The sequence below is a fragment of the Streptomyces flavofungini genome (assembly GCF_030388665.1).
In the GTDB taxonomy this organism is placed as follows: Bacteria; Actinomycetota; Actinomycetes; order Streptomycetales; family Streptomycetaceae; genus Streptomyces; species Streptomyces flavofungini_A.
Window position 1 is genome coordinate 3,582,861 of the sequence record NZ_CP128846.1, and the last position, 20,100, is coordinate 3,602,960.

Annotated in this window: 19 protein-coding genes and 4 pseudogenes; 13 read left to right on the top strand and 10 right to left on the bottom strand. The window is 72.4% G+C overall.

All coding sequences use genetic code 11. The features are described 5' to 3' along the window. Window positions 1-115: 115 nt before the first annotated feature. From QUY26_RS14475 to QUY26_RS14500, 6 genes are all read left to right on the top strand, one after another. Entirely contained in the window at window positions 116-697 is a 582-nt protein-coding gene (locus QUY26_RS14475) for a 2-oxo-4-hydroxy-4-carboxy-5-ureidoimidazoline decarboxylase (protein WP_436840507.1), read from the top strand. A gap of 148 nt (window positions 698-845) precedes the next feature. Beyond that, the gene (gene sdhC, locus QUY26_RS14480; protein WP_078619514.1) at window positions 846-1,226 is read left to right on the top strand and encodes a succinate dehydrogenase, cytochrome b556 subunit; all 381 of its coding nucleotides are present in this window, start codon (window positions 846-848) and stop codon (window positions 1,224-1,226) included. Window positions 1,227-1,234: 8 nt separating this feature from the next. After that, window positions 1,235-1,729: a succinate dehydrogenase hydrophobic membrane anchor subunit gene (locus tag QUY26_RS14485; protein ID WP_289946656.1), complete on the top strand. Its 495-nt coding sequence runs from the start codon at window positions 1,235-1,237 to the stop codon at window positions 1,727-1,729. A gap of 23 nt (window positions 1,730-1,752) precedes the next feature. Further along, window positions 1,753-3,516 (top strand): succinate dehydrogenase flavoprotein subunit, encoded by a 1,764-nt coding sequence (sdhA, locus tag QUY26_RS14490; protein ID WP_289946657.1) that lies wholly within the window; start codon window positions 1,753-1,755, stop codon window positions 3,514-3,516. Then, window positions 3,516-4,277: a succinate dehydrogenase iron-sulfur subunit gene (locus QUY26_RS14495; protein WP_289946659.1), complete on the top strand. Its 762-nt coding sequence runs from the start codon at window positions 3,516-3,518 to the stop codon at window positions 4,275-4,277. The genes sdhA and QUY26_RS14495 overlap by 1 nt, the downstream gene beginning before the upstream one ends. 151 nt (window positions 4,278-4,428) lie before the next feature. Beyond that, window positions 4,429-5,037 carry a Uma2 family endonuclease gene (locus QUY26_RS14500; protein WP_289946662.1) on the top strand — a complete coding sequence of 203 codons (609 nt, stop codon included), beginning with the start codon at window positions 4,429-4,431 and terminating at the stop codon, window positions 5,035-5,037. A 30-nt stretch (window positions 5,038-5,067) separates the two neighbouring features. Here the strand turns inward: QUY26_RS14500 and narI are convergent. From narI to QUY26_RS14515, 3 genes and pseudogenes are all read right to left on the bottom strand, one after another. Then, window positions 5,068-5,406, bottom strand: a pseudogene (gene narI, locus QUY26_RS14505) (respiratory nitrate reductase subunit gamma); the annotation flags it as partial. After that, a complete protein-coding gene (narJ, locus tag QUY26_RS14510; RefSeq protein ID WP_289946664.1) occupies window positions 5,406-5,954 on the bottom strand; it encodes a nitrate reductase molybdenum cofactor assembly chaperone in 549 nt (182 codons plus the stop codon). The gene narJ and the pseudogene narI, both read right to left, overlap by 1 nt. Next, window positions 5,951-7,186, bottom strand: a pseudogene (locus QUY26_RS14515) (4Fe-4S dicluster domain-containing protein); the annotation flags it as partial. The gene narJ and the pseudogene QUY26_RS14515, both read right to left, overlap by 4 nt. 56 nt (window positions 7,187-7,242) lie before the next feature. On the opposite strand from QUY26_RS14515, the gene QUY26_RS14520 reads away from it, so the two are divergent. Further along, a complete protein-coding gene (locus tag QUY26_RS14520) occupies window positions 7,243-8,166 on the top strand; it encodes a hypothetical protein (protein ID WP_289946666.1) in 924 nt (307 codons plus the stop codon). Beyond that, entirely contained in the window at window positions 8,076-8,429 is a 354-nt protein-coding gene (locus QUY26_RS14525) for a VOC family protein (protein ID WP_289946667.1), read from the top strand. The genes QUY26_RS14520 and QUY26_RS14525 overlap by 91 nt, the downstream gene beginning before the upstream one ends. On the opposite strand, the gene QUY26_RS14530 is transcribed toward QUY26_RS14525, so the two are convergent. Next, window positions 8,426-8,578, bottom strand: coding sequence for a hypothetical protein (locus tag QUY26_RS14530; protein ID WP_289946668.1), 153 nt, complete (start codon window positions 8,576-8,578; stop codon window positions 8,426-8,428). The two genes, QUY26_RS14525 and QUY26_RS14530, sit on opposite strands and share 4 nt — an antisense overlap. A 353-nt stretch (window positions 8,579-8,931) precedes the next feature. Between QUY26_RS14530 and QUY26_RS14535 the strand changes: the two genes are divergently transcribed. Continuing rightward, on the top strand, window positions 8,932-9,348 hold the full coding sequence (locus tag QUY26_RS14535) for a hypothetical protein (RefSeq protein ID WP_289946669.1): 417 nt from the start codon (window positions 8,932-8,934) through the stop codon (window positions 9,346-9,348). 75 nt (window positions 9,349-9,423) lie between these two features. Beyond that, window positions 9,424-9,963, top strand: a pseudogene (locus QUY26_RS14540) (RNA polymerase sigma factor); the annotation flags it as partial. 312 nt (window positions 9,964-10,275) lie between these two features. Here the strand turns inward: QUY26_RS14540 and QUY26_RS41170 are convergent. Together QUY26_RS41170 and QUY26_RS14545 are read right to left on the bottom strand one after the other, a co-directional pair. Then, window positions 10,276-10,629 (bottom strand): carboxypeptidase-like regulatory domain-containing protein, encoded by a 354-nt coding sequence (locus tag QUY26_RS41170; RefSeq protein ID WP_436840508.1) that lies wholly within the window; start codon window positions 10,627-10,629, stop codon window positions 10,276-10,278. Window positions 10,630-10,986: 357 nt separating this feature from the next. Beyond that, window positions 10,987-13,155 (bottom strand): annotated as a pseudogene (locus QUY26_RS14545) (MMPL family transporter); the annotation flags it as partial. A gap of 172 nt (window positions 13,156-13,327) precedes the next feature. On the opposite strand from QUY26_RS14545, the gene QUY26_RS14550 reads away from it, so the two are divergent. Together QUY26_RS14550 and QUY26_RS14555 are read left to right on the top strand one after the other, a co-directional pair. Then, entirely contained in the window at window positions 13,328-14,077 is a 750-nt protein-coding gene (locus QUY26_RS14550) for a response regulator transcription factor (RefSeq protein ID WP_289946672.1), read from the top strand. A gap of 143 nt (window positions 14,078-14,220) precedes the next feature. Further along, window positions 14,221-15,741: a sensor histidine kinase gene (locus tag QUY26_RS14555; protein ID WP_289955717.1), complete on the top strand. Its 1,521-nt coding sequence runs from the start codon at window positions 14,221-14,223 to the stop codon at window positions 15,739-15,741. Here the strand turns inward: QUY26_RS14555 and QUY26_RS14560 are convergent. Together QUY26_RS14560 and QUY26_RS14565 are read right to left on the bottom strand one after the other, a co-directional pair. Beyond that, complete coding sequence (locus QUY26_RS14560; protein ID WP_289946673.1) at window positions 15,707-17,017, bottom strand: metallophosphoesterase; 1,311 nt, start codon at window positions 17,015-17,017, stop codon at window positions 15,707-15,709. The genes QUY26_RS14555 and QUY26_RS14560 overlap by 35 nt on opposite strands. 2 nt (window positions 17,018-17,019) lie before the next feature. Beyond that, window positions 17,020-17,262 (bottom strand): SCO4848 family membrane protein, encoded by a 243-nt coding sequence (locus tag QUY26_RS14565; RefSeq protein WP_087885596.1) that lies wholly within the window; start codon window positions 17,260-17,262, stop codon window positions 17,020-17,022. 130 nt (window positions 17,263-17,392) lie between these two features. On the opposite strand from QUY26_RS14565, the gene QUY26_RS14570 reads away from it, so the two are divergent. Then, window positions 17,393-18,658 (top strand): D-alanyl-D-alanine carboxypeptidase family protein, encoded by a 1,266-nt coding sequence (locus QUY26_RS14570; RefSeq protein ID WP_354670688.1) that lies wholly within the window; start codon window positions 17,393-17,395, stop codon window positions 18,656-18,658. Here the strand turns inward: QUY26_RS14570 and QUY26_RS14575 are convergent. Together QUY26_RS14575 and QUY26_RS14580 are read right to left on the bottom strand one after the other, a co-directional pair. Continuing rightward, window positions 18,609-19,580 carry a YihY/virulence factor BrkB family protein gene (locus tag QUY26_RS14575; RefSeq protein ID WP_289946680.1) on the bottom strand — a complete coding sequence of 324 codons (972 nt, stop codon included), beginning with the start codon at window positions 19,578-19,580 and terminating at the stop codon, window positions 18,609-18,611. The genes QUY26_RS14570 and QUY26_RS14575 overlap by 50 nt on opposite strands. Continuing rightward, entirely contained in the window at window positions 19,568-20,065 is a 498-nt protein-coding gene (locus QUY26_RS14580) for a GtrA family protein (protein WP_289946682.1), read from the bottom strand. The genes QUY26_RS14575 and QUY26_RS14580 overlap by 13 nt, the downstream gene beginning before the upstream one ends. Between the last annotated feature and the right edge of the window lie 35 nt (window positions 20,066-20,100).

Here is a 20,100-nt window from a genome sequence, read left to right on the forward strand (position 1 = left end):
CATTCGGATGAAATCCGGGTGCCTCACGGACACCTCTCTCCCCACCCCGCTAGCGTTGCCACAGACCCCGCGCCGGGATCCCACCCCGCGCCGGGACCACCCGTCGCCCGCCGCTCTGCGCCGAGGAGCTCCCCTGCCGCCGCACCGCGCCATACCGGACGCCCTGAACGCCGCACAGCCGAAGGACGCCGAGCGCACCCTGCTGACCTGCTGCGGAAGCCGTCACTGGGCCCACCGCGTCGCCGCCCACCGGCCCTACCCCGACCTGGACGCGCTGCTCGCCGCCGCCGACGAGGCGGCCTACGACCTGGCGCCCGACGACCTCGCCGAGGCCCTGGCCGCCGAGCCCCTGGAGCCCTCCCTCCCGCCGGGCCCCGGCTACGAGGCCGCGGCCACCGCCCTGCGCGCCGCCACCGCCGCGTACGAGAGCCGCTTCGGCCACACCTTCGTCGTCTGCCTCGACGCCGTCGCCCCCGGCGAGGCCCTCGACCACCTGCTCGCCTCCATCCGCGCCCGCCTCGGCAACGACCCGGAGGAGGAGCGCGCCGTGGCCGCCGAGGAGCTGCGCCGCCTGGCCCGCGGCCGCCTCACCCGGCTGGTCCACACGCAGGCCGCGCTGACCGCCGGGAACCACTCCGTCGCGCCCCCGGCGCGCCGCGGCGAACCCCACCGCGATAGCCCGTACGTACCAGTTTGATTGCCTGTTTGATCACACCCGAGGACCCGGGGCGGGGGAGCCGACAACTCGTCGATACGATGACGAGCGGCCGGTGGACCGTACCCGGCCGGGCTCGTCCGACACCGAAGCCGGCCGGCCCCAATCCCCGCTCCCGGAGGGTTCTTCCGTGCCGGCTGGAACGCTGTACCGCGGCCGGGAAGGCATGTGGTCATGGGTGGCTCATCGAGTCACCGGTGTCCTCATCTTCTTCTTCCTGTTCGTGCATGTCCTCGACACCGCTCTCGTCCGCGTCTCCCCGGAGGCGTACGACGAAGTCGTGGCTACCTACAAGACACCCCTCGTCGCGCTCCTGGAGTACGGCCTCGTCGCCGCGATCCTCTTCCACGCGCTCAACGGTCTGCGTGTCATCGCCGTCGACTTCTGGTCGAAGGGCCCCCGCTACCAGAAGCAGATGCTCTGGACCGTCGTGGGCATCTGGGTCGTGCTGATGGTCGGCGCGCTCTACCCGGTCCTCGGCCACGCCGTCCGTGAAGTATTCGGGAGCTGAGGCCAGACATGTCCACTGACACGACCGCAGAGAAGTCCGGCGGCTCCGGCGTCGGCCCCGTCGAAGACGTCTCGCTGTACGACGTCGACCACCCGGCCCCGCTCATCGAGGCCCCCCGCAAGCGCACCTCGAAGACCCCGCGCGCCACGCGCGGCAACTTCGAGATGGCCGCGTGGCTGTTCATGCGCCTGTCCGGCGTCGTCCTCGTCGTCCTGGTCATCACGCACCTGCTGATCCAGCTGGTCCTCGACGGCGGCGTGAGCAAGATCGGCTTCGCGTTCGTCGCGGGCCGCTGGGCCTCGCCGTTCTGGCAGGTCTGGGACCTGCTGATGCTGTGGCTCGCGATGCTGCACGGCGCGAACGGTCTGCGCACGGTCATCAACGACTACGCCGAGCGCCCGAACACGCGCCTGTGGCTGAAGGGCCTGCTGTACACCGCCACGGTGTTCACCATCCTGCTGGGCACGCTGGTGATCTTCACCTTCGACCCGAACATCCGCTAGGCACGGGGCTGAGGTAACCACCCATGAAGATCCACAAGTACGACACCGTCATCGTCGGCGCGGGCGGCGCCGGCATGCGCGCCGCCATCGAGGCGACGAAGCGCAGCCGCACCGCCGTGCTCACCAAGCTCTACCCCACGCGTTCCCACACGGGCGCGGCGCAGGGCGGCATGGCCGCCGCGCTCGCCAACGTGGAGGAGGACAACTGGGAGTGGCACACCTTCGACACGATCAAGGGCGGCGACTACCTGGTCGACCAGGACGCCGCCGAGATCCTGGCGAAGGAGGCCATCGACGCGGTCCTCGACCTCGAGAAGATGGGCCTGCCGTTCAACCGCACCCCGGACGGCACCATCGACCAGCGCCGCTTCGGCGGCCACTCCCGCAACCACGGCGAGGCCCCGGTGCGCCGGTCCTGCTACGCCGCGGACCGCACGGGCCACATGATCCTCCAGACCCTCTACCAGAACTGCGTCAAGGAGGGTGTGGAGTTCTTCAACGAGTTCTACGTCCTCGACCAGCTCATCGTGGAGGAGGACGGCGTCAAGAAGTCGGCGGGCGTCGTCGCCTACGAGCTGGCCACCGGCGAGATCCACGTCTTCCAGGCGAAGGCCGTCGTGTACGCCTCCGGCGGCACCGGCAAGTTCTTCAAGGTGACGTCGAACGCGCACACCCTGACCGGTGACGGGCAGGCGGCCTGCTACCGCCGGGGGCTGCCGCTGGAGGACATGGAGTTCTTCCAGTTCCACCCGACCGGCATCTGGCGCATGGGCATCCTGCTCACGGAGGGCGCCCGCGGTGAGGGCGGCATCCTGCGCAACAAGGACGGCGAGCGCTTCATGGAGAAGTACGCGCCGGTCATGAAGGACCTCGCGTCCCGTGACGTCGTGTCCCGCTCCATCTACACGGAGATCCGTGAGGGCCGCGGCTGCGGTCCCGAGGGCGACCACGTCTACCTCGACCTCACGCACCTGCCGCCGGAGCAGCTGGACGCCAAGCTCCCGGACATCACGGAGTTCGCGCGCACCTACCTCGGCATCGAGCCCTACACGGACCCGATCCCGATCCAGCCGACCGCGCACTACGCCATGGGCGGCATCCCGACGAACGTCGAGGGCGAGGTCCTCGCGGACAACACCACCGTCGTCCCGGGTCTGTACGCCGCCGGTGAGGTCGCCTGCGTGTCCGTGCACGGCGCCAACCGCCTGGGCACGAACTCGCTCCTGGACATCAACGTCTTCGGCCGCCGCGCGGGCATCGCCGCCGCGGAGTACGCGGAGAAGGCCGACCACGTCGAGCTTCCCGAGAACCCGGCGGAGTTCGTGGTCTCCCTGGTGGAGCAGCTGCGCGACTCCACCGGCACGGAGCGCGTCGCGGACATCCGCAAGGAGCTCCAGGAGACGATGGACGCCAACGTGATGGTGTTCCGTACGGAGCAGACCATCAAGACGGCCGTCGAGAAGATCGCCGAGCTGCGCGAGCGCTACAAGAACGTCTCGGTCCAGGACAAGGGCAAGCGCTTCAACACCGACCTCCTGGAGGCCATCGAGCTGGGCAACCTGCTCGACCTCGCCGAGGTCATGGCGGTCTCGGCCCTCGCCCGCAAGGAGTCCCGCGGCGGCCACTACCGCGAGGACTACCCCAACCGCGACGACGTCAACTTCATGCGCCACACCATGGCGTACCGCGAGGTCACCGGCGAGGGCGATTCGGCAACTGACTCGATCCGCCTCGACTACAAGCCGGTCGTCCAGACCCGCTACCAGCCGATGGAGCGTAAGTACTGATGGCAACTCCGACGATGGACAAGGTCGAGGCGGAAGCCGCGGCCTCGTCCCACCTCATCACCGTCACCTTCCGGATCCGCCGCTTCAACCCGGAGATCTCGGCGGACGCGGTCTGGGAAGACTTCCAGCTGGAGATCGACCCCAAGGAGCGCGTCCTCGACGGCCTCCACAAGATCAAGTGGGACCTGGACGGCACCCTGACGTTCCGCCGCTCCTGCGCGCACGGCATCTGCGGCTCGGACGCCATGCGCATCAACGGCAAGAACCGCCTTGCCTGCAAGACCCTGATCAAGGACATCAACCCGGCCAAGCCGATCACGGTCGAGCCCATCAAGGGCCTGACGGTCCTGAAGGACCTCGTCGTCGACATGGACCCGTTCTTCCAGGCCTACCGCGACGTGATGCCCTTCCTGGTCACCACGGGCAACGAGCCGACCCGGGAGCGCCTGCAGTCCGCCGAGGACCGCGAGCGCTTCGACGACACCACCAAGTGCATCCTGTGCGCCGCGTGCACGTCGTCCTGCCCGGTCTTCTGGAACGACGGCCAGTACTTCGGCCCGGCCGCGATCGTCAACGCGCACCGCTTCATCTTCGACTCGCGTGACGAGGCGGGCGAGCAGCGCCTGGAGATCCTGAACGACAAGGACGGCGTGTGGCGCTGCCGCACGACGTTCAACTGCACCGACGCGTGCCCGCGTGGCATCGAGGTCACCAAGGCGATCCAGGAAGTGAAGCGGGCGCTGATCACGCGCCGCTTCTGAGTCCCCGGCTCGGCTTGCAGGAGGGTCCCGCACCCGGTTTCGCACCGGGAGCGGGACCCTCACTCGTTCTGGTGAACGAATCAGCCCCGGACACCCGAGCCTGGTTCGTCCTACGATGAGGCTCTCGACACCAGCCCACAGGAGGCACGCGATGTCCGCAGCATCCGTCGAGCAGCCGCACGACGACCGACCGCTGATCGCAGAGGCCAACAGGCTCAGGGACCGCAATCCGGGCTACCGCGTCGAGATCATCGGAGGCCAGATCCTCGTGAGTCCGTCCGCAGATGGCCCCCACGGCGACGTCCTGACAGACCTCATGCTGCCATTCCTCGCGGCGGGACTGCACAGCGCAGACACCAGAGTCATCCAGGCATTCGGCCTCTGGCTGCCGACCGGTGCGGAGGACCATGCGATCCCTGACCTGGCCGTCGTGGACGCCGACTATCGGGATCACTACATCGAGAACGGGTGCCACGACCCCGCAGTCTTCCGCCTGGTCCTAGAGGTCACCTCCAGCAACTACCAGACGGATCTGCGCACCAAGGTCTCCGCGTACGCCGAGGCCAAGATCCCCGTATACGTCATCGTCGACCGCAAGCACCAGCGGCTCCACGTCCTCACCGAACCGGCGACCGATGGCTACGCCAACCACCAGGTCCACGCGCCCGGCCAGACGGTCACGCTCCCCGACTCGATCGGCGCGAAGGTGTCGCTGGACGTGGCGGCCATCCTTGACGCGGGCAAGCCCAAGACCGACTGACGCCTACGAGTCCACCTTCTCCCACCCCCGCCGCGTCCGCCTGCGGTAGAGGAGCAGGGCGACCCCGGCGACCGCGAGGAGCCCGGCCGCCGTCCCGCCGAACAGGGACAGCAGGTGGTACGCGTGCTCCTTCAGGCCGACCGCGTCCGTCCAGGACTCCGGGACGAACAGGCCCATGAGGTGGCCGGCGAGGACGAAGAGGATGCCGTAGTGGAAGGCGGGGGACGCGATGTTCAGGAGCTTCGACTCGTACACCTGTGAGGAACGCGTCGTCCAGCCGAACTTGTCGTAGCGGTAGCGCCAGACCGTGCCCGCGATCAGCAGGGTCAGACAGACGTAGGGCAGGACCGCCCAGAGGAGGGTGTGCATCAGTCGACTCCGACCGTCTCGGTGGGCGGGCCCGAGCGGGCCAGGGCGCGGGCCTCGGCGCGGTCCTTGGGCGAGGGCCCCGGCAGGGTGCGGCAGACGGCGTCGAGGACCGAGGCGTAGGGGGTGCCGTTCTCGGTGAGGGCGATGCGGAGGAGTTCGAGGCCCGCTCGGTGGGCCAGGAGCAGGTCCGGGGAGCCGGTCGCCGCCGTGAATTCCAGGACCGTGGGGAGGTGGTCGGGGAGTTCCTCGCCGGTCGGCTCCCAGCCGTGGGCCCGGTAGGTCTCCTTGAAGGCGACGAGGGACGCGCCCCTGCGGCGGGTGTCGCCGTCCAGCCACCAGCTCAGGTAGAGGCTGTGGCGGTTCTTGAAGTCGAAGGTGCGGACGTAGGCCTCGGCGAGGGCGGTCGGGGCCGAGGCCTCGGCGTGGTCCAGGAAGGCGGTCAGCTGCGGGACGGCCGCGCGGATCAGCGGGAAGTGGGAGCGGGTCCGCTCGTCGGGGTAGCAGAGGCAGTGTGCGGCGCCCTGGTACAGCGCGGCGTGCGCGGTCATCGGTCCTCCTCCCCCGGCTCCGGGGTGTCCGCGGTCTGGCGGCCCCGGGACGCGTGGAAGTTCTCGATGGTGACCAGCGGCAAGCCGTTGTGGGTGCCCGAGTCGTCGCCGAAGGGCCCTGGCCCGCCCATCCCCGGTCCGCCCATCCCCGGTCCGCCCGCCGCGTCCAGGGAGCAGCCGTCGGGCACCGCCGACTCCTCCAGGCGCCGCGCGTCCGCCACGGCCGCCGTCGGGATGACGTACCGCTCGTCGTACTTCGCGATCGCCAGGAGCCGGTGCATGTCCTCGATCCCGGCGCCCGTCATGCCGACCGCCTCGGCGGCCGAAGTGTCCGGCGGATCGCCCAGGTTGACGCTCCGCATGTACGACCGCATCGCCGCGAGCCGTTCCAGGGTGGCCCGCACCGGCCCGACGTCCCCGGCGGTGAAGAGTTCCGCGAGGTATTCGAGGGGGATCCGCAGGGTGTCGATGGCGCCGAAGAGGTTGCCCGCGTCCTCCCCGTCGTGCCCGGTCCCGGCCAGGGCCTCCACGACCGGGGACAGCGGCGGGACGTACCAGACCATGGGCAGGGTGCGGTACTCCGGGTGCAGCGGGAGCGCCACGCGGTAGGTGCTGATGAGGGCGTGCACGGGCGAGCGCCGGGCCGCCTCGATCCAGTCGTGCGGGACGCCGTCGCGCTCGGCGGCGCGCCGCACCTCCGGGTCGCCGGGGTCGAGGAAGACGCCCAACTGGGCCTCGTACAGGTCCTGTTCGGAAGGGGTGGAGGCGGCCTCGGTGACCTTGTCCGCGTCGTAGAGGACCACGCCGAGATAGCGCAGGCGGCCCACGCACGTCTCGGAGCAGACCGTCGGCAGGCCCACTTCGAGGCGCGGGTAGCAGAGCGTGCACTTCTCCGCCTTGCCGGTGCGGTGGTTGAAGTAGACCTTCTTGTACGGGCAGCCCGTGACGCACTTGCGCCAGCCCCGGCAGCCGTCCTGGTCGACGAGGACGATGCCGTCCTCCGTCCACTTGTACATCGCGCCGGACGGGCAGGACGCCACGCACGCCGGGTTCAGGCAGTGCTCGCAGACGCGCGGCAGGTAGAACATGAAGGTCTCTTCGAAGGTGGCGCGGATCTGCCGGGAGACCCGCTCCGTGGTCTCCCTGGCCTGGTCGCGGGCCCCCTGGACCAGCGGGTCGGCGTCGAGGCCGGGCGCGCCGCCGCCGAGGTCGTCGTCCCAGTTGTAGCTCCACCTCGCCCCGGCCGCACTGGGGACAGGGCCTGCCCGGCGGGGTGTTCCTGGTGTGCGTGGCGACGCAGGGCCTCGCCGTCCTCGCGGCCACGCTGTGTGTCGCGGGCGAGGGCGACTGGCTGGGCGAGGCGGCCCTCGCGTGCTTCGCCCTGGGGCTGCTCCTGTACGCCTACGCGCTGCTGCGCTTCGACTTCCGGCAGACCGTGACGGGCGCCGGGGACCACTGGGTGGCGGGCGGCGCCCTCGCCATCTCCGCGCTGGCCGCCTCCAAGCTGACGGCGTCGCCGCTGTGGACGGGCACGGGCCACGACGTGCTGCGCACCCTCACCTTCGTGCTGCTCGGCCTCGCGCTCGCCTGGTACGCGGTCCTGCTCGCCGCGGAGGTGGCCCGGCCGCGGTTCCACTACGACGCGCGGCGGTGGGCCACCGTGTTCCCGCTCGGCATGACGGCGGTGGCCGCGCTGACCACCGGCGTGGTGGCGGACGTGCCCTGGCTGCGGACCCTTGGGCGGGTGCTGCTGTGGGTGGGTGTGGCGGTGTGGGGGTTGGTGTGGGTGGGGTTCGCCTGGGCGCGGGCCGGGGGGGCCTGGCGGTGCGCCCCGGTCCCGTCCCTCCTCCGATCCTGGGGCTCCGCCCCGGACCCCGCTCCTCAAACGCCGGAGGGGCTGAGACTCACCGGCCGTGCGGGGCCGAAAGCCACCGGCACCTTCGCCGCCCGCCCGGGACACGCGCCGTGCGCCCGGGACACGCGCCGTGCGGCAGGGACACGCGCCGTGCGGCAGGGACGCGGCCCCCGGGTCGAACCGACCCGTATTCTGACGACATGTCAGACAATAGCCAGCCGTCGACGGCCTCCGACCTGCTCGGATTCGACAACGCGCTGTTCCCCGTGGGCGACCTCGACGAGGCGGTCGGCTTCTACGAGCGGGCCGGGTTCCCGCTCACGTACCGCCTGGACGAGGCCGGGCTCGCCATCCTGAAGGTGGGCGCCGAGACGCCCGGGGTGCTGCTCCGGGTGGAGGAGGGCGTCGACCGCCGCCCACCGCCGTGGCCCGCGCCGCGCCTCTGGCTGGAGGTGCGGGACGCCCGCGCGAAGGCTCGCGAACTCGACGAGGCCGGCGTCACGGCGCTCGCCGAACCGGCCTCGGTGGCGACGGGCTGGACCGTGGAGATCGCCGACCCGTGGGGGAACGTGGTCGGCTTCACGGACTACACGAAGCGGCCGGGGCTCGGCCGCGCCTAGCACAGCACCCCGATGGCGAAGGCCCCACAGGCCACGAGCAGCACCACCACCCCGGTCAACACCACCCGCCGGTCCGAAACTTCCCCCACGAGCCCTTCCCTCTCCTCCTGGCTCAGCTCCACCACCTCCTCCTCACCCGCCTCCCCCACGCCTCCCGAAACTCCGGGAATCTCCACGCCCTTCGCCCCCTCCCCACTCGCCCCGACGGGCCCTCACCCGGCGGGCCCGGCGGTTGTACAACACGGCGTCGCCCCGTCACCACACCATGCCGAAAACGGACATTCCGCGGCGCCTCGCGGACTGTCGATCAGCCGCAAAGGTTGTACGCACAGGGCGAGTTGGGCGTGTGAGAAGGGACACCGGCGGTACCCGTGACGCCTGGGATCCTGGTTGCGCTTGTTAAGCGGAGAGTGCGTTCGGTGCTCTCGCACATACGGGGGCGGAGCCAAAGGGGTGGGAAAGAGTGGCCGGTGAGGGGAAGAGACCGCCGCAGGCGGACGAGATGCGGAGGTACACGCGCAGGTTCGTCGCGCATGTGACGGAGCGCAATCGATTGCCTTTGGACTTCTCCGTACGGAGCCTGCGCGTCGTGGACTTCGTCCTCGACGGACTGCGCAAGGACGGGCGCGAGCGGGCGGAGGTCGCGGGGGCGCTGTTCGGGTTCGGGGCGTACGTGGGCGAGGTCCTCGTGCGCCGGGCCGGGGCCACGTGGATCGACCTCGACGACAGCCAGCGGGAGTTCTTCGGTCAGACCGTGGGCGTACGGATGCCGGACGGGCGGGTGTGGAGCCCGCTGGGGAAGGTCGTCAACCGGTACGAGGCGGGGGCCGCGGAGTCCCTCCAGACCTTCTACCTGACGCTGCCGGGGCGACGGACCACCCCCGTGCCCGAGGCCGAGCCGGAACCCGCTCGGCGGTAGCGCGTGGGCGGGGGCGGGGACCAGCAGCGTGAGAACCAGCGGGGCGGGGGCACAAGGTCCGGCGGGCGTGCGCGGATCGGTGACGCGGAGCTGACGCGTGCCCTCGCCGCCGCCAGGGAGGGGGACGAGACCGCGTTCGCGGCGGTGTACCAATGGGTGCACCCGGGCCTGCTCGGATACGTGCGCGGCATCGTCGGGGACGAGGCGGAGGACGTGGCCTCGGAGGCATGGCTGCAGATCGCCCGTGACCTGGGACGGTTCACCGGCGACGGCGGCGACTTCCGGCGCTGGGCGGCCGTCATCGCCCGCAACCGCGCCCGCGACCACGTCCGCCGCCGCCTCAGCCGCCCGCGCCTGAGCCTCACCGACGGCGACGCGCTCGACGTACCGGCCGCCCGTGACACCGCGGACGAGGTCCTGGAGTCGCTGTCGACCGACGACGCCCTCGGCCTGGTCGCCGGGCTGCCGCCGGACCAGGGCAGGGCCGTCTACCTCGGCGTGCTGATGGGCCTTGACGGGCCGAGCGCGGCCCGGGTCCTCGGCAAGCGTCCCGGCGCCGTCCGGATGGCGCTGCACCGCGGACTGCGGCGGCTGCGCGCGCAGTTGACGGGCGAGGCGCGGCAGGGGCGGCGGGGTGGCTCCGGGCGGGGTTCGTCGGGCGGTGGTCCCGATCCAGGACGGGGCCACCGTCTTCGCGGGGCGCACGACATGAGGAGCGGTGGCCGCCCCCACGGGTGGGCGGCCACCGCCGTGCCGGTCCTCCCGGTCACCGTCCCGTGGGCTCGGGTCGTCGGCGAGCGGGTGTCCCGGCGGTGAGGCCGGTGGGCGGGTGCAGCTCCGCCCACCGGCCGGGTCCAGGTCGGGTCCGGTCCGGGTCGGCCGGGAACCAGGTCAGGTCCGGTCAGGTCCGGTCCGGGTCGGCCGGGGTCAGGTCACGGCGTTCACGCCGCCGCCCACCGCCTCCACCAGTTCGAGGTCGTACGTCAACGGCCCGTCGCCGAGCATGATGTGACGGGTCTTCGAGGCGTATCCCGGGGCCGTCGCCGCGAGCAGGTACACGCCGGGGGCGGGCGCGGCGAGGATGTAGGAGCCGTCGGCCAGGGACGACACCCGGTCCAGTCGGCCGCCGCCCTTGGACAGCAGCGTGAGCGTCACGCTGTGGATGGGGTCGCCGTCCGGCGTGATGATGAACCCGTGCACGACGGGGCCGACGGGCCCGCCACGGCCGACCGGCCCGTACGCGCGTGGGGTGCCGCCTTCCCTGGGTGTCTCGCCTGCCATGGGCGCGTCGTCCTTCCTGGGTGCGCCGTGTCCGCCGGCCGCGCCGCGGCGCCCGGGGCTTCCGGGTGCGCGCGGGCCGGGGACGCCGGGTTTCCGGGCGCCGGGGGCAGTCCGGCGCCCGGGGTGGTAGGGGCCGTACGGGGTCGCCGACCCCTGGCCGTCGAACGGGGGCAGCGACTTGGCGCCGTCCCCCGTGGTGTCGCGGGTGCCGTCCTTCGCCCCGTAGGCGTGCGCGGCCCCGTACGGGTTCACGCCGTGTGATCCACCCGCGCCCGCCGGGCCCCGCGGGCCGGGGGTGGCCGGGGAGACCGGCGGGCGCGGGGTGCCGAGGGCCGCCGCCACCAGGACCTCCAGGTCCTCGGGGGCGGGCGGCTCCGCTTCCTCGGGCTCGACCGCCAGGTGCGGCAGGCGGCGGTCGAGCCGGGCCGGGAGCCACCAGTTGGCGCGGCCGATGAGGTGCATCGCGGCGGGCACGAGGGCCGTCCGCAGGATGAAGGCGTCGAGGGCGACGGTCGCGGCGAGGCCGATGCCCGCCATCGCGCCCACCGTATCGCCGCTGAGCACGAACGCGGCGAACACGCAGATCATGACGAGCGCCGCGCAGGTGATGACGCGGCCGGTCTCGGCGAGGCCGACGCGGACCGCGCGGGCGTTGTCGTGGGTGTGCGTCCACTCCTCGCGCACGCGGCTCACCAGGAGCACCTGGTGAGCCATGGACAGGCCGAAGAGCAACGACAGCATGATGACGGGCAGGAAGGCCGCGATGGGCCCCTCCCCGCCGAGGCCGAGCAACTGCCCGCCCCAGCCCCACTGGAACACCGCCACGAGCACCCCGAACGAGGCGGCCGCCGCGATCAGGTTCATCAGGGCCGCCGTCAGGGGCACCACGAGGGAGCGGAAGGCGAGCAGGAGCAGCAGGAAGCCGAGGGCGACGACGGCGCCCACGAAGTACGGAAGCCGCTCGGACGTGACCGCGGCGAAGTCCTTGAACACGGCGGTCACACCGCCCACATGGGCGTCCGCGCCGGCCTCGGGCAGGACGTCGCCGCGCAGCCGGTCGATGAGCCGGCCGGTCTCCTGGGACTGGGGCGAGCTGGTCGGCACGACCTCGATGACGGTGGTGTCGGCCGCGGTGGCGGGCGGGTCCGCGTGCACGCGGGCGACGCCCTCGGTGTCGCGGATGCGCTCGACGAGCCCGGCGGCGGTGTCGGGTCCCGGCTTGTCCACGACGACTCGGAGGGGCCCGTTGAAGCCGGGGCCGAAGCCCTCCGCGAGCAGGTCGTAGGCCTGCCGGGTCGTCGTGGACTCCTGGTGGTTGCCCTGGTCGGTGGCGCCGAGGCGCAGCGAGAGGAGCGGGACGGCGAGGGCCGCCATGACGGCGACGGCGAGGACGCCGACCAGGCGCGGGCGGCGCTGCACGAAGGCGGACCAGCGCGCGGTGAGGCCGCCGGGCTCCTCGGGCTCGGGCCCGGACGTGGCGAGGACGCGGCGCTGGCGGCGGCTGAGCACCCGGGCGCCGAGGACGCCGAGGAGCGCGGGGAGCAGGGTGATCGCGGCGAGGACGCCGAGGCCCACCGTGAGGGACGCCGCGATCACGACACCGTCCAGGAAGCGCAGGTTCATCACGAGCATCCCGGCGAGCGCGACGCACACCGTGCCGCCCGCGAGGAGAACCGCGCGGCCCGAGGTGTCGAGGGCCCGCACCGCCGACTCCTGCGGTTCCAGGCCGCGCAGGATGCCCCCGCGGTGCCGGGTGACGATGAGGAGGGCGTAGTCGATGCCGACGCCGAGGCCGATCAACGAGCCGAGCAGCGGCGCCGCTTCGGGTATGTCCGTGACGTGGCTGAGCAGCATCGTGGCGAGCACGCCGGTGCCGACGGCGAACACCGCGGTGACGATCGGCAGGAGCATCGCGAAGAGCGAGCCGAGGGCGAGCAGGAGCACGACGGCGGCGGCAGCGACGCCGACGGCCGCCGCGACGCCGACGGCCCCGGAGGTGCCCGCGGGCGGCTCCAGGGTGCGGGCGACGGCCTGGCCGCCCAGCTCGACCTGGAGTCCTTCGCGGGCGGCGGCGTGGGCGGTGTCGACGACCCGCTCGATCAGTTCCTCGGGGATCTCGTCGGCCTGGCGGGCGAACGTGACCTGCGCGTAGGCGATCCGTCCGTCGTCGCTGACCCGCGCGGCGGCGCGCGCCCCTGCGGCGTAGGGCCCGGCGACCTCGCCGACGCCGTCGAGGGCGGCGATCCGGCTCAGCGCGGGCTCGATCCGGTCGCGTACGTCGGCGTCACGGACCGAGGAGCCCGCTTCCGTCTTCCACACCACCGTGTCGGTGTCGCCGCCGCGCTCCGGGAACGCCTTCGCCATCAGGTCGTGGGCGCGCTCGGAGTCCGTGCCGGGCAGGGAGAAGGCGTTGGTGTAGTCGGTGCCCGCGGAGGTGCCCGCGGCGCCGAGGCCGAGGAGGGCGGCGAGCCACAGCACGACGACCACGAGGCGGTGCCGGTGACACCACCGTGCCCATGCCGTCACGACGCACTCACCTCCGTTCCTGGTCGGCCCGCGTGGATCCCGTCGTCGTCCGTGGGCTCCGCGCCCAGCATCAGGGGTCCGGCCGGCCAACGGCGCGTGACGGCCGTGATTCTCAAGGAACTCCAAAGGGCGGGCCCGCCCTTCGTGCGACGGGCGTGCGGATACTGGGGGCATGAGCCACGCCGAAGGTCACCGGGGAACAGATGTCGCAGCGGCGTCGGCCGCCGGGTCCGCCGACGCGCGGGGCCGCGCCACGGTCCTCGTCGTCGAGGACGAGCCGTCCATCGCCGACGTCCTCGCCATCGCCCTGCGCTACCACCGCTTCGACGTGATGACCGCGGGCACGGTCCGCGAGGCCCTGGCCGCCGCCGACCGCACCCGCCCCGACTGCGCGCTGCTCGACGTGATGCTGCCGGACGGCGACGGGCGGGCCCTCGGCCGCGAACTGCGGGCGCGACAGCCGGAGCTGGCGCTGGTCTTCCTCACCGCGCGGGACGCGCCCGCGGAGGTCGTGGGCGCCCTCGGCTTCGGCGACGACTACATCACCAAGCCGTTCAACATCGACGAGGTCGTGGCCCGCATCGGCGCGGTCCTGCGCCGGGTGCGCCCCCACGACGTACTGCCGCAGCGACCACCGCTGCGCTACGGCGACCTGGAGCTGGACGAGACGACGTACGTGGTGCGGCGCGAGGGCGGCTCGGTGCAGCTGACCCCGACGGAGTACGCGCTCCTTCGCTTCCTGGTCCGCAACGGCGGCCGGGTCGTGCCCAAGGAGCAGTTGCTGCGCCATGTGTGGAACATCGAGCACTCGGCGGAGTCGACCGTCGTCGAGACCTACATCAGCTATCTGCGGCGCAAACTCGACCAGGTGGGGCCGCCGCTCATCACGACGCGGCGCGGCGTCGGGTACGGACTGGCATGAGGCTCCGCGCCCCCGGCCCGCGCCCCGCCCCGCGTCCGCGCCCCGCCTTCCGCCCGCGCGCCCTCCTGCGCCCACGCGCCGCCACGCCCGCCCGCACCACGCCGGGCCGCGCCCCGCGCCGGGGCTCGAACCGGCGGTTCGGCATGGGCTCGCTGCGCGCCAAGCTCACGCTCGTGAACGTGGCGCTGCTGGCCCTCGGTATCGTGGCGGCGACCGCCGTGAGCCTGATGGGCATGCGGCACTACCTGCTCGCCAACGTGGACACCGAACTGACCGCGTCGCGCTCGGCGTTGCGCGACAGCGACATCACCCTCGCGCAGATCCGGGACGCCACCGCGTTCAGCGCCCTGGAGCAGCTGTCGAGGGGTTCCGGCAAGTCCGACGGCCTGCCGCTCGCGGAGTCGGCGTTCCTCGCGGTGGACGCCGCGGGCAAGCCGGTCGACATCGGCTCGCTGCCGCCGACCGCGCGCCAGTACGAGCTGGCGCGTGCCGTCGGCGACCCGCACGAGTTCGCGCGGCACAGCACGCCGCAGAACGTGACGCTCGGCGGCGACTCCTACCGCGCGATCGGCGTGCGCCTCACGGACGACTCGGTGCTGCTGATGGCGTCGTCGACGGAGAACGTGCAGTCGGGCGTAGCCAAGGCGCTCAAGCTGGACCTCGCCTTCGGCGCCGTTCTGCTCGGGCTGCTCGCGGTCCTCACGATGGTCTCCGCGCACCAGCGGCTGCGCCCGCTGGAGGACATGGTGGAGACGGCGTCCGCGATCGCCGACGGCGACCTGAAACGGCGCGTGCCCTCCAGCCGCGCCGCGGTGATGGAGACCGAGCAGCTGCGGCTCGCGCTCAACTCCATGCTCCAGCAGGTCGAGACGGCGTTCGCGACCCGCGAGCGCAGCGAGTCCCAGCTCCGCCAGTTCGTCGCGGACGCCTCGCACGAGCTGCGCACCCCGCTGGCCGCGATCCGCGGCTACCTCCAGCTGTACGACCAGGGGATGCTGAGCACCCCCGAGGACCGCAGCCGCGCCTGGGACCGTGTCAACGCCGAGACCGACCGCATGAACCACCTCGTGGAGGAGCTGCTCACCCTGGCCCGCCTGGACCAGCAGCCCGAACTGCGCTTCCGCACGGTCGACCTGAGCCGCCTGGTGCGGGACGCGGCGGACGACCTGCGGGCGCAGGAGCCGGACCGGCCCCTCACGGTGTCCGCCGACGGCGCGATCCTCGTCCAGGCCGACGAGCAGGGCCTGCGGAAGGTCCTCGCGAACCTGCTGGCCAACGTCCGTACGCACACGCCTCCCGACACCCCCGTGCGGCTCGCCCTCGACCGGCGCGGGGGCGTGGTCCGGCTGACGGTGGCCGACCGGGGGCCGGGGCTCTCGGCGGTGGACGCGGCCCGGGTGTTCGACCGCTTCTTCCGGGCGGGCCGGGGCGCGGGCAGCGGCCTCGGCATGGCCATCGTGCAGGGGGTGGTGAGCGCCCACGGCGGCGAGGTGTCGGTGCGCACGGCGCCCGGCGACGGCCTGTCCGTCCTGGTCACCCTGAACCGCACGCCCACCCCGCCCCGTCCGGCGGCACCGCCACGGCCCGTGGGACCGCCGCGGCCCACCGGGGGCTTCGACCCGGGCCCGCTCACGCCCGCGGCGACGCCAGTTCCACGACAGTGATGTCGGACGGGGCGCCCACCCGCACGGGCGGGCCCCAGGCTCCGGCGCCGCGCGTCACGTACAGCTGGGTGTCGCCGTAGCGCCCCAGGCCCGCGAGCGTCGGGTTGACGAGGTCGGCGATGAAGTTGTTGGGCCACAGCTGACCGCCGTGGGTGTGGCCGGACAGCTGGAGGTCCACGCCGTGCTCGACGGCGTCGTGGATGACGACGGGCTGGTGGGCCATGAGGACGGAGGTGCGGGAGCGGTCGCGGTCGCCGAGCGCCTTGCCGAAGTCGGGGCCCTCGCCCTCGCCCTCGCCCTGGATGTCGTTGACGCCCGCGAGGTCGAAGTACGGAAGCTCGGTGCGGGCGTTCTCCAGGGGGCGCAGGCCGAGTTCCCGGACGTGCTCGACCCACTGCTCGGCGCCGGAGAAGTACTCGTGGTTGCCGGTGACGAAGAACGCGCCGTGGCGGGCCCGCAGGTCGGCGAGGGGGCGGGCCGCGCTCGCCAGGTCCGCCACGTCGCCGTCCACCAGGTCGCCGACGACGGCGATCAGGTCCGGCTGCGTGGAGTTGACCGTGTCGACCACCTTGCGCGCGAAGCCCTCGCCGAGGACGGGGCCCAGGTGGATGTCGCTCACCACCGCGATGCGGAAGCCGTGGGCGGCGCGGGGCAGCTTGGCCAGCGGGACGGTCACGCGCTTGATCCGCGGGCCTCGGAGGACGTTGTACGTGCCGTAGCCCACCGTCGCCGCCGCGATGGCCGCTGCGGTTCCTGTGACTGTGCGGGACACGAAGAGGCGCCGGGTCAGGTCCCCGGCGGGCTCGCCCCTTCGGGGGTCCGTCCGTGCCTTCTGCTGTGCCCCTTCGGGCTGATGGGGCTGCGCCCCTGTCCCCGCTTCATCGGCCCTTCGGGCCTCGTCCTCAAGCGCCGGACGGGCTGAATCGGCCTCCGGCTCCGGCACCGAAGGTGACCGTCTCTCCAGCCAGCGGTTCAGAAGCGGACGCACCGCCTCACCGACCACCAGCGCAAGCAGCAGATACAGCGCGAACGCCATCCACAGGAAGCCCGGCCAGGCCAGGAGCTGCTGGAGGAGGAAGGGGGCGCCGCCGCGCTCGGCCGCGAGGGCGGCGAACATCAGGACCGGGCCCGTGAAGAAGAGGACCGTGCCCGCTCGGCGCCAGGCCGTGCGGGGGCGCGTCGTGTCGCGCACGACGCGGCGCCACACGTACCAGAGGAGGCCGCCGAAAGCGGCCATCACTCCTGCCCCGACGAGCACGCCCAGGAGGACGCCCACGGCTATGACGTTCGGCGCAGTGCGCGCACGCCACGGAACCCGATGGCCCCTACCACCGTCCCCAAGGCAAAGGAGACAACGGCGAGCGTCAGGTGCACCCAGAAGTACCCCGTCGGCTTGTCCGCGTCGTCGAAGGCGAGCCCGCTGCCGTCCTTCCACAGGTTCTTGACGAAAGTGATCCAGATGAACCAGCTCCACACGCCGAAGGCGAGCAGGAACCAGGAGACGGGGCGGCTGAGCTTCATACGCTCAGTATCACGATCCGGCCTGACGCGTGGCCTTCGGGGTGGGGCGTCCGGAGCAGGCGGCCCGGCGGCGGGGGCCGGGCCGACCTCGGCGGCGGCGGCCGCAGAGCGGCCCCGTACGCTTCCGTCCGTGCCTGTCTCGAAAAAGACCGCCGTGCTGCTCGCCACGGCGACGCTGCTGTCCCTGTCGACCGCCACCACCGCGTTCGCCGACGACAAGCCGGGCGGTGGAGCCGATGAGACGGGCAAGCCGAAGCCGCCCGCGTCGATGTCGACGGTCGGCGGCGCGCGCCTCGGCAAGCCGGGGACTCAGGTGGACCTGAAGGGCGGCGCCCCGGTGCTGCCGAAGAAGCTGTCGGCCCGGTCCTGGATGGTGTCGGACGCCGAGTCCGGCGAGGTCCTCGCCGCGCACAACGCGCACTGGCGGCTCGCCCCCGCCTCCACCCTGAAGATGCTGTTCGCGGACACGGTCCTGCCGAAGTTCCCGAAGAACCAGAAGCACAAGGTCACGCTGAAGGACCTGGAGGGCATCGGCGCGGGCAGCAGCCTGGTCGGCGTCAAGGAGAACGAGTCGTACTCCGTCCACGACCTGTGGCTCGGGGTGTTCCTGCGCTCCGGCAACGACGCGGTGCACGTCCTCTCGGCGATGAACGGCGGCGTCGCCCAGACCGTCAAGGACATGCAGGCGCACGCCGAGGATCTGCAGGCCCTCGACACGCACGTCGTCACGCCCGACGGCTACGACGAGAAGGGCCAGGTGTCGTCCGCGTACGACCTGACCCTGTTCGCCCGCTCCGGTCTGCAGAAGAAGGACTTCCGCGAGTACTGCTCGACGGCCACCGCGAAGTTCCCCGGCGCGACGGAGAAGATCAAGAAGGGCAAGGACAAGGGCAAGACGAAGCGCGAGCCCTTCGAGATCCAGAACACCAACCGGCTCCTGACCGGTGACCTGGACGTCGAGCCGTACAAGGGCATCGCGGGCGTCAAGAACGGCTCCACGACCAACGCGGGCAACACGTTCACGGGCGTCGCCGAGCGCAACGGCAAGGTGCTGCTCGTCACCGTCATGAACCCCGACTCCGGCGAGAGCCACGCCGTCTACAAGGAGACCGCCCGCCTGCTCGACTGGGGCTTCGCCGCCAGCGGCAAGGTCGCGCCGGTCGGCGAGCTGGTCGCCCCCAAGGGCGCGAGCACCGGCTCGGGCAAGGGCGCCCCGGGTGAGGCGGGCGGCGCCGACGGCGCCGAGAACGCCGCCGCGGAGTCGGACGGCGGGTCCGGCGGCATGGGCGTGGCGCTCGGTGTCACCGCCGGTGTGCTCGCGCTGATCGCGGGCGGTCTGTTCCTGCTCAACCGCCGCTGGCCGCTGCCCGACCTGGTGCGTCGCCGCCGCTCGTGACGGGCTTCCCGGGCTCCGCCGCCGAGGCGGGGCCCGCGTCCTGTCCGCCGTCCCCGGCCTGCCCGGACCGGTCCCCGCCCCTGCGCGTCGCCGTCCACGCGGCGCAGAAGAGCAGCAGCTTCGCGGTGAAGTTGATCCACAGGAGCAGGGCGACGGGCACGCCGAACGCGCCGTACATGCTCTTCGCGGCGACGCCCTTCATATAGCTGCCGAGCAGCACCTTCAAAAGCTCGAACCCGGCCGCGCCGATCAGCGCGGCGACGACGAGCGCGCGCCGGGGCGGCTCCACGCCGGGCAGCAGCGTCAGGACGTACAGCAGGAGCAGGAAGTCCGCGAGGACGGCGATGGCGAACGCGCAGACCTGAAGCAGTACGCCACCGGCGCCGTCCCGGTCGACGCCGAACAGGTCGGCCGTCCGGCCGACCGCCGTCGAGGCGACGGTGGAGGCGAGCAGCGAGGCGAGGCCCGCGCCGCCGAGCCCGGCGAGCACGCCCAGGTCCTTGAGCTTGCGCAACACCGGGTTCTCCTCGATGTCCTCAAGCTCCCAGACCGCGCGCAGGCACTCCCGCATCGAGCCGATCCAGCCCACGCCGGTGAACAGGAGCAGGGTGCCCGCGACGAGTCCGACGGTGCCCGCGTTGGCGATCAGGGCGTCCAGGTCGAGCTGGTCGGAGATGCCGGGGACCTGCTCGGAGATCTTGTCCTCGATGCGCTTCACCTGGCTCTCGCTGAGCGTGGTGGCGGCGATCGCGGCGGCCACGGTGATCAGCGGGAAGAGCGCGATGAAGCTGATGAACGTCATCGCGGCCGCGAGCCTGCTCCAGTGGACGCGGTCGAGGCGTTCGTAGGAGTGCCACGCGTGCGTGCGCATGAGCCGCTCGACGAGCGGTCCGATGCCGGGGAGCTTCTTCAGCCAGTCCATGTCGTCTGCGTCACCTGTCTCGCCTGCCTCACCTGTGCGGTTGTCGCGCCCCGGTAACGGAACACCAAGGTCCGGGTACCCCAGAATCGCAGGACTGTGGCCAGCGCCATCCCGATTCCCGCCCCGGACACCGTGTCGGCGCGCCGCGAGGTGAGGCCGAGGCCGTAGTGGGAGACGGTGAGGCACAGGAGCTGGACGAGGGCGCCCGCGACGTTGACGGCGCAGAAGATCCCGTACTGCCGCAGCCGCGAGCCGCCGTCCCCCGCCCCGCCGTCGGCGGGTCTTCGGCGGTAGGTGCCGAGGGCGTTGCCGGTGTACGCGACCGTGCACCCGGCCACGAAGGAGAGGGCCTTGGCGGTGAGCGGGTCGAGGCCGACGGGGCCGCGCAGCCAGAGGAAGAGCCCGAGGTCGGCGGCGTAGGCGCACAGGCCGACGGCGGCGAAGGCGGCCAGCTCGGGCCCGGCGGCGCGCAGCCGCCGGACCACGGAACGCGGCCTTCCGCCCGGGGCCGCCGTACCCA

Coding starts and splice junctions, on each gene's coding strand:
- narJ (WP_289946664.1), bottom strand. CDS start 5,954: ATGACCGCGCACGCCGCGCTGTACCAGGGCGCCGCACACTGCCTCTGC.
- QUY26_RS14500 (WP_289946662.1), top strand. CDS start 4,429: ATGTCCGCAGCATCCGTCGAGCAGCCGCACGACGACCGACCGCTGATC.
- sdhA (WP_289946657.1), top strand. CDS start 1,753: ATGAAGATCCACAAGTACGACACCGTCATCGTCGGCGCGGGCGGCGCC.
- QUY26_RS14495 (WP_289946659.1), top strand. CDS start 3,516: ATGGCAACTCCGACGATGGACAAGGTCGAGGCGGAAGCCGCGGCCTCG.
- QUY26_RS14535 (WP_289946669.1), top strand. CDS start 8,932: ATGCGGAGGTACACGCGCAGGTTCGTCGCGCATGTGACGGAGCGCAAT.
- QUY26_RS14575 (WP_289946680.1), bottom strand. CDS start 19,580: ATGGACTGGCTGAAGAAGCTCCCCGGCATCGGACCGCTCGTCGAGCGG.
- QUY26_RS14485 (WP_289946656.1), top strand. CDS start 1,235: ATGTCCACTGACACGACCGCAGAGAAGTCCGGCGGCTCCGGCGTCGGC.
- QUY26_RS14565 (WP_087885596.1), bottom strand. CDS start 17,262: ATGAAGCTCAGCCGCCCCGTCTCCTGGTTCCTGCTCGCCTTCGGCGTG.
- QUY26_RS14555 (WP_289955717.1), top strand. CDS start 14,221: ATGGGCTCGCTGCGCGCCAAGCTCACGCTCGTGAACGTGGCGCTGCTG.
- QUY26_RS14550 (WP_289946672.1), top strand. CDS start 13,328: ATGAGCCACGCCGAAGGTCACCGGGGAACAGATGTCGCAGCGGCGTCG.
- QUY26_RS41170 (WP_436840508.1), bottom strand. CDS start 10,629: ATGGCAGGCGAGACACCCAGGGAAGGCGGCACCCCACGCGCGTACGGG.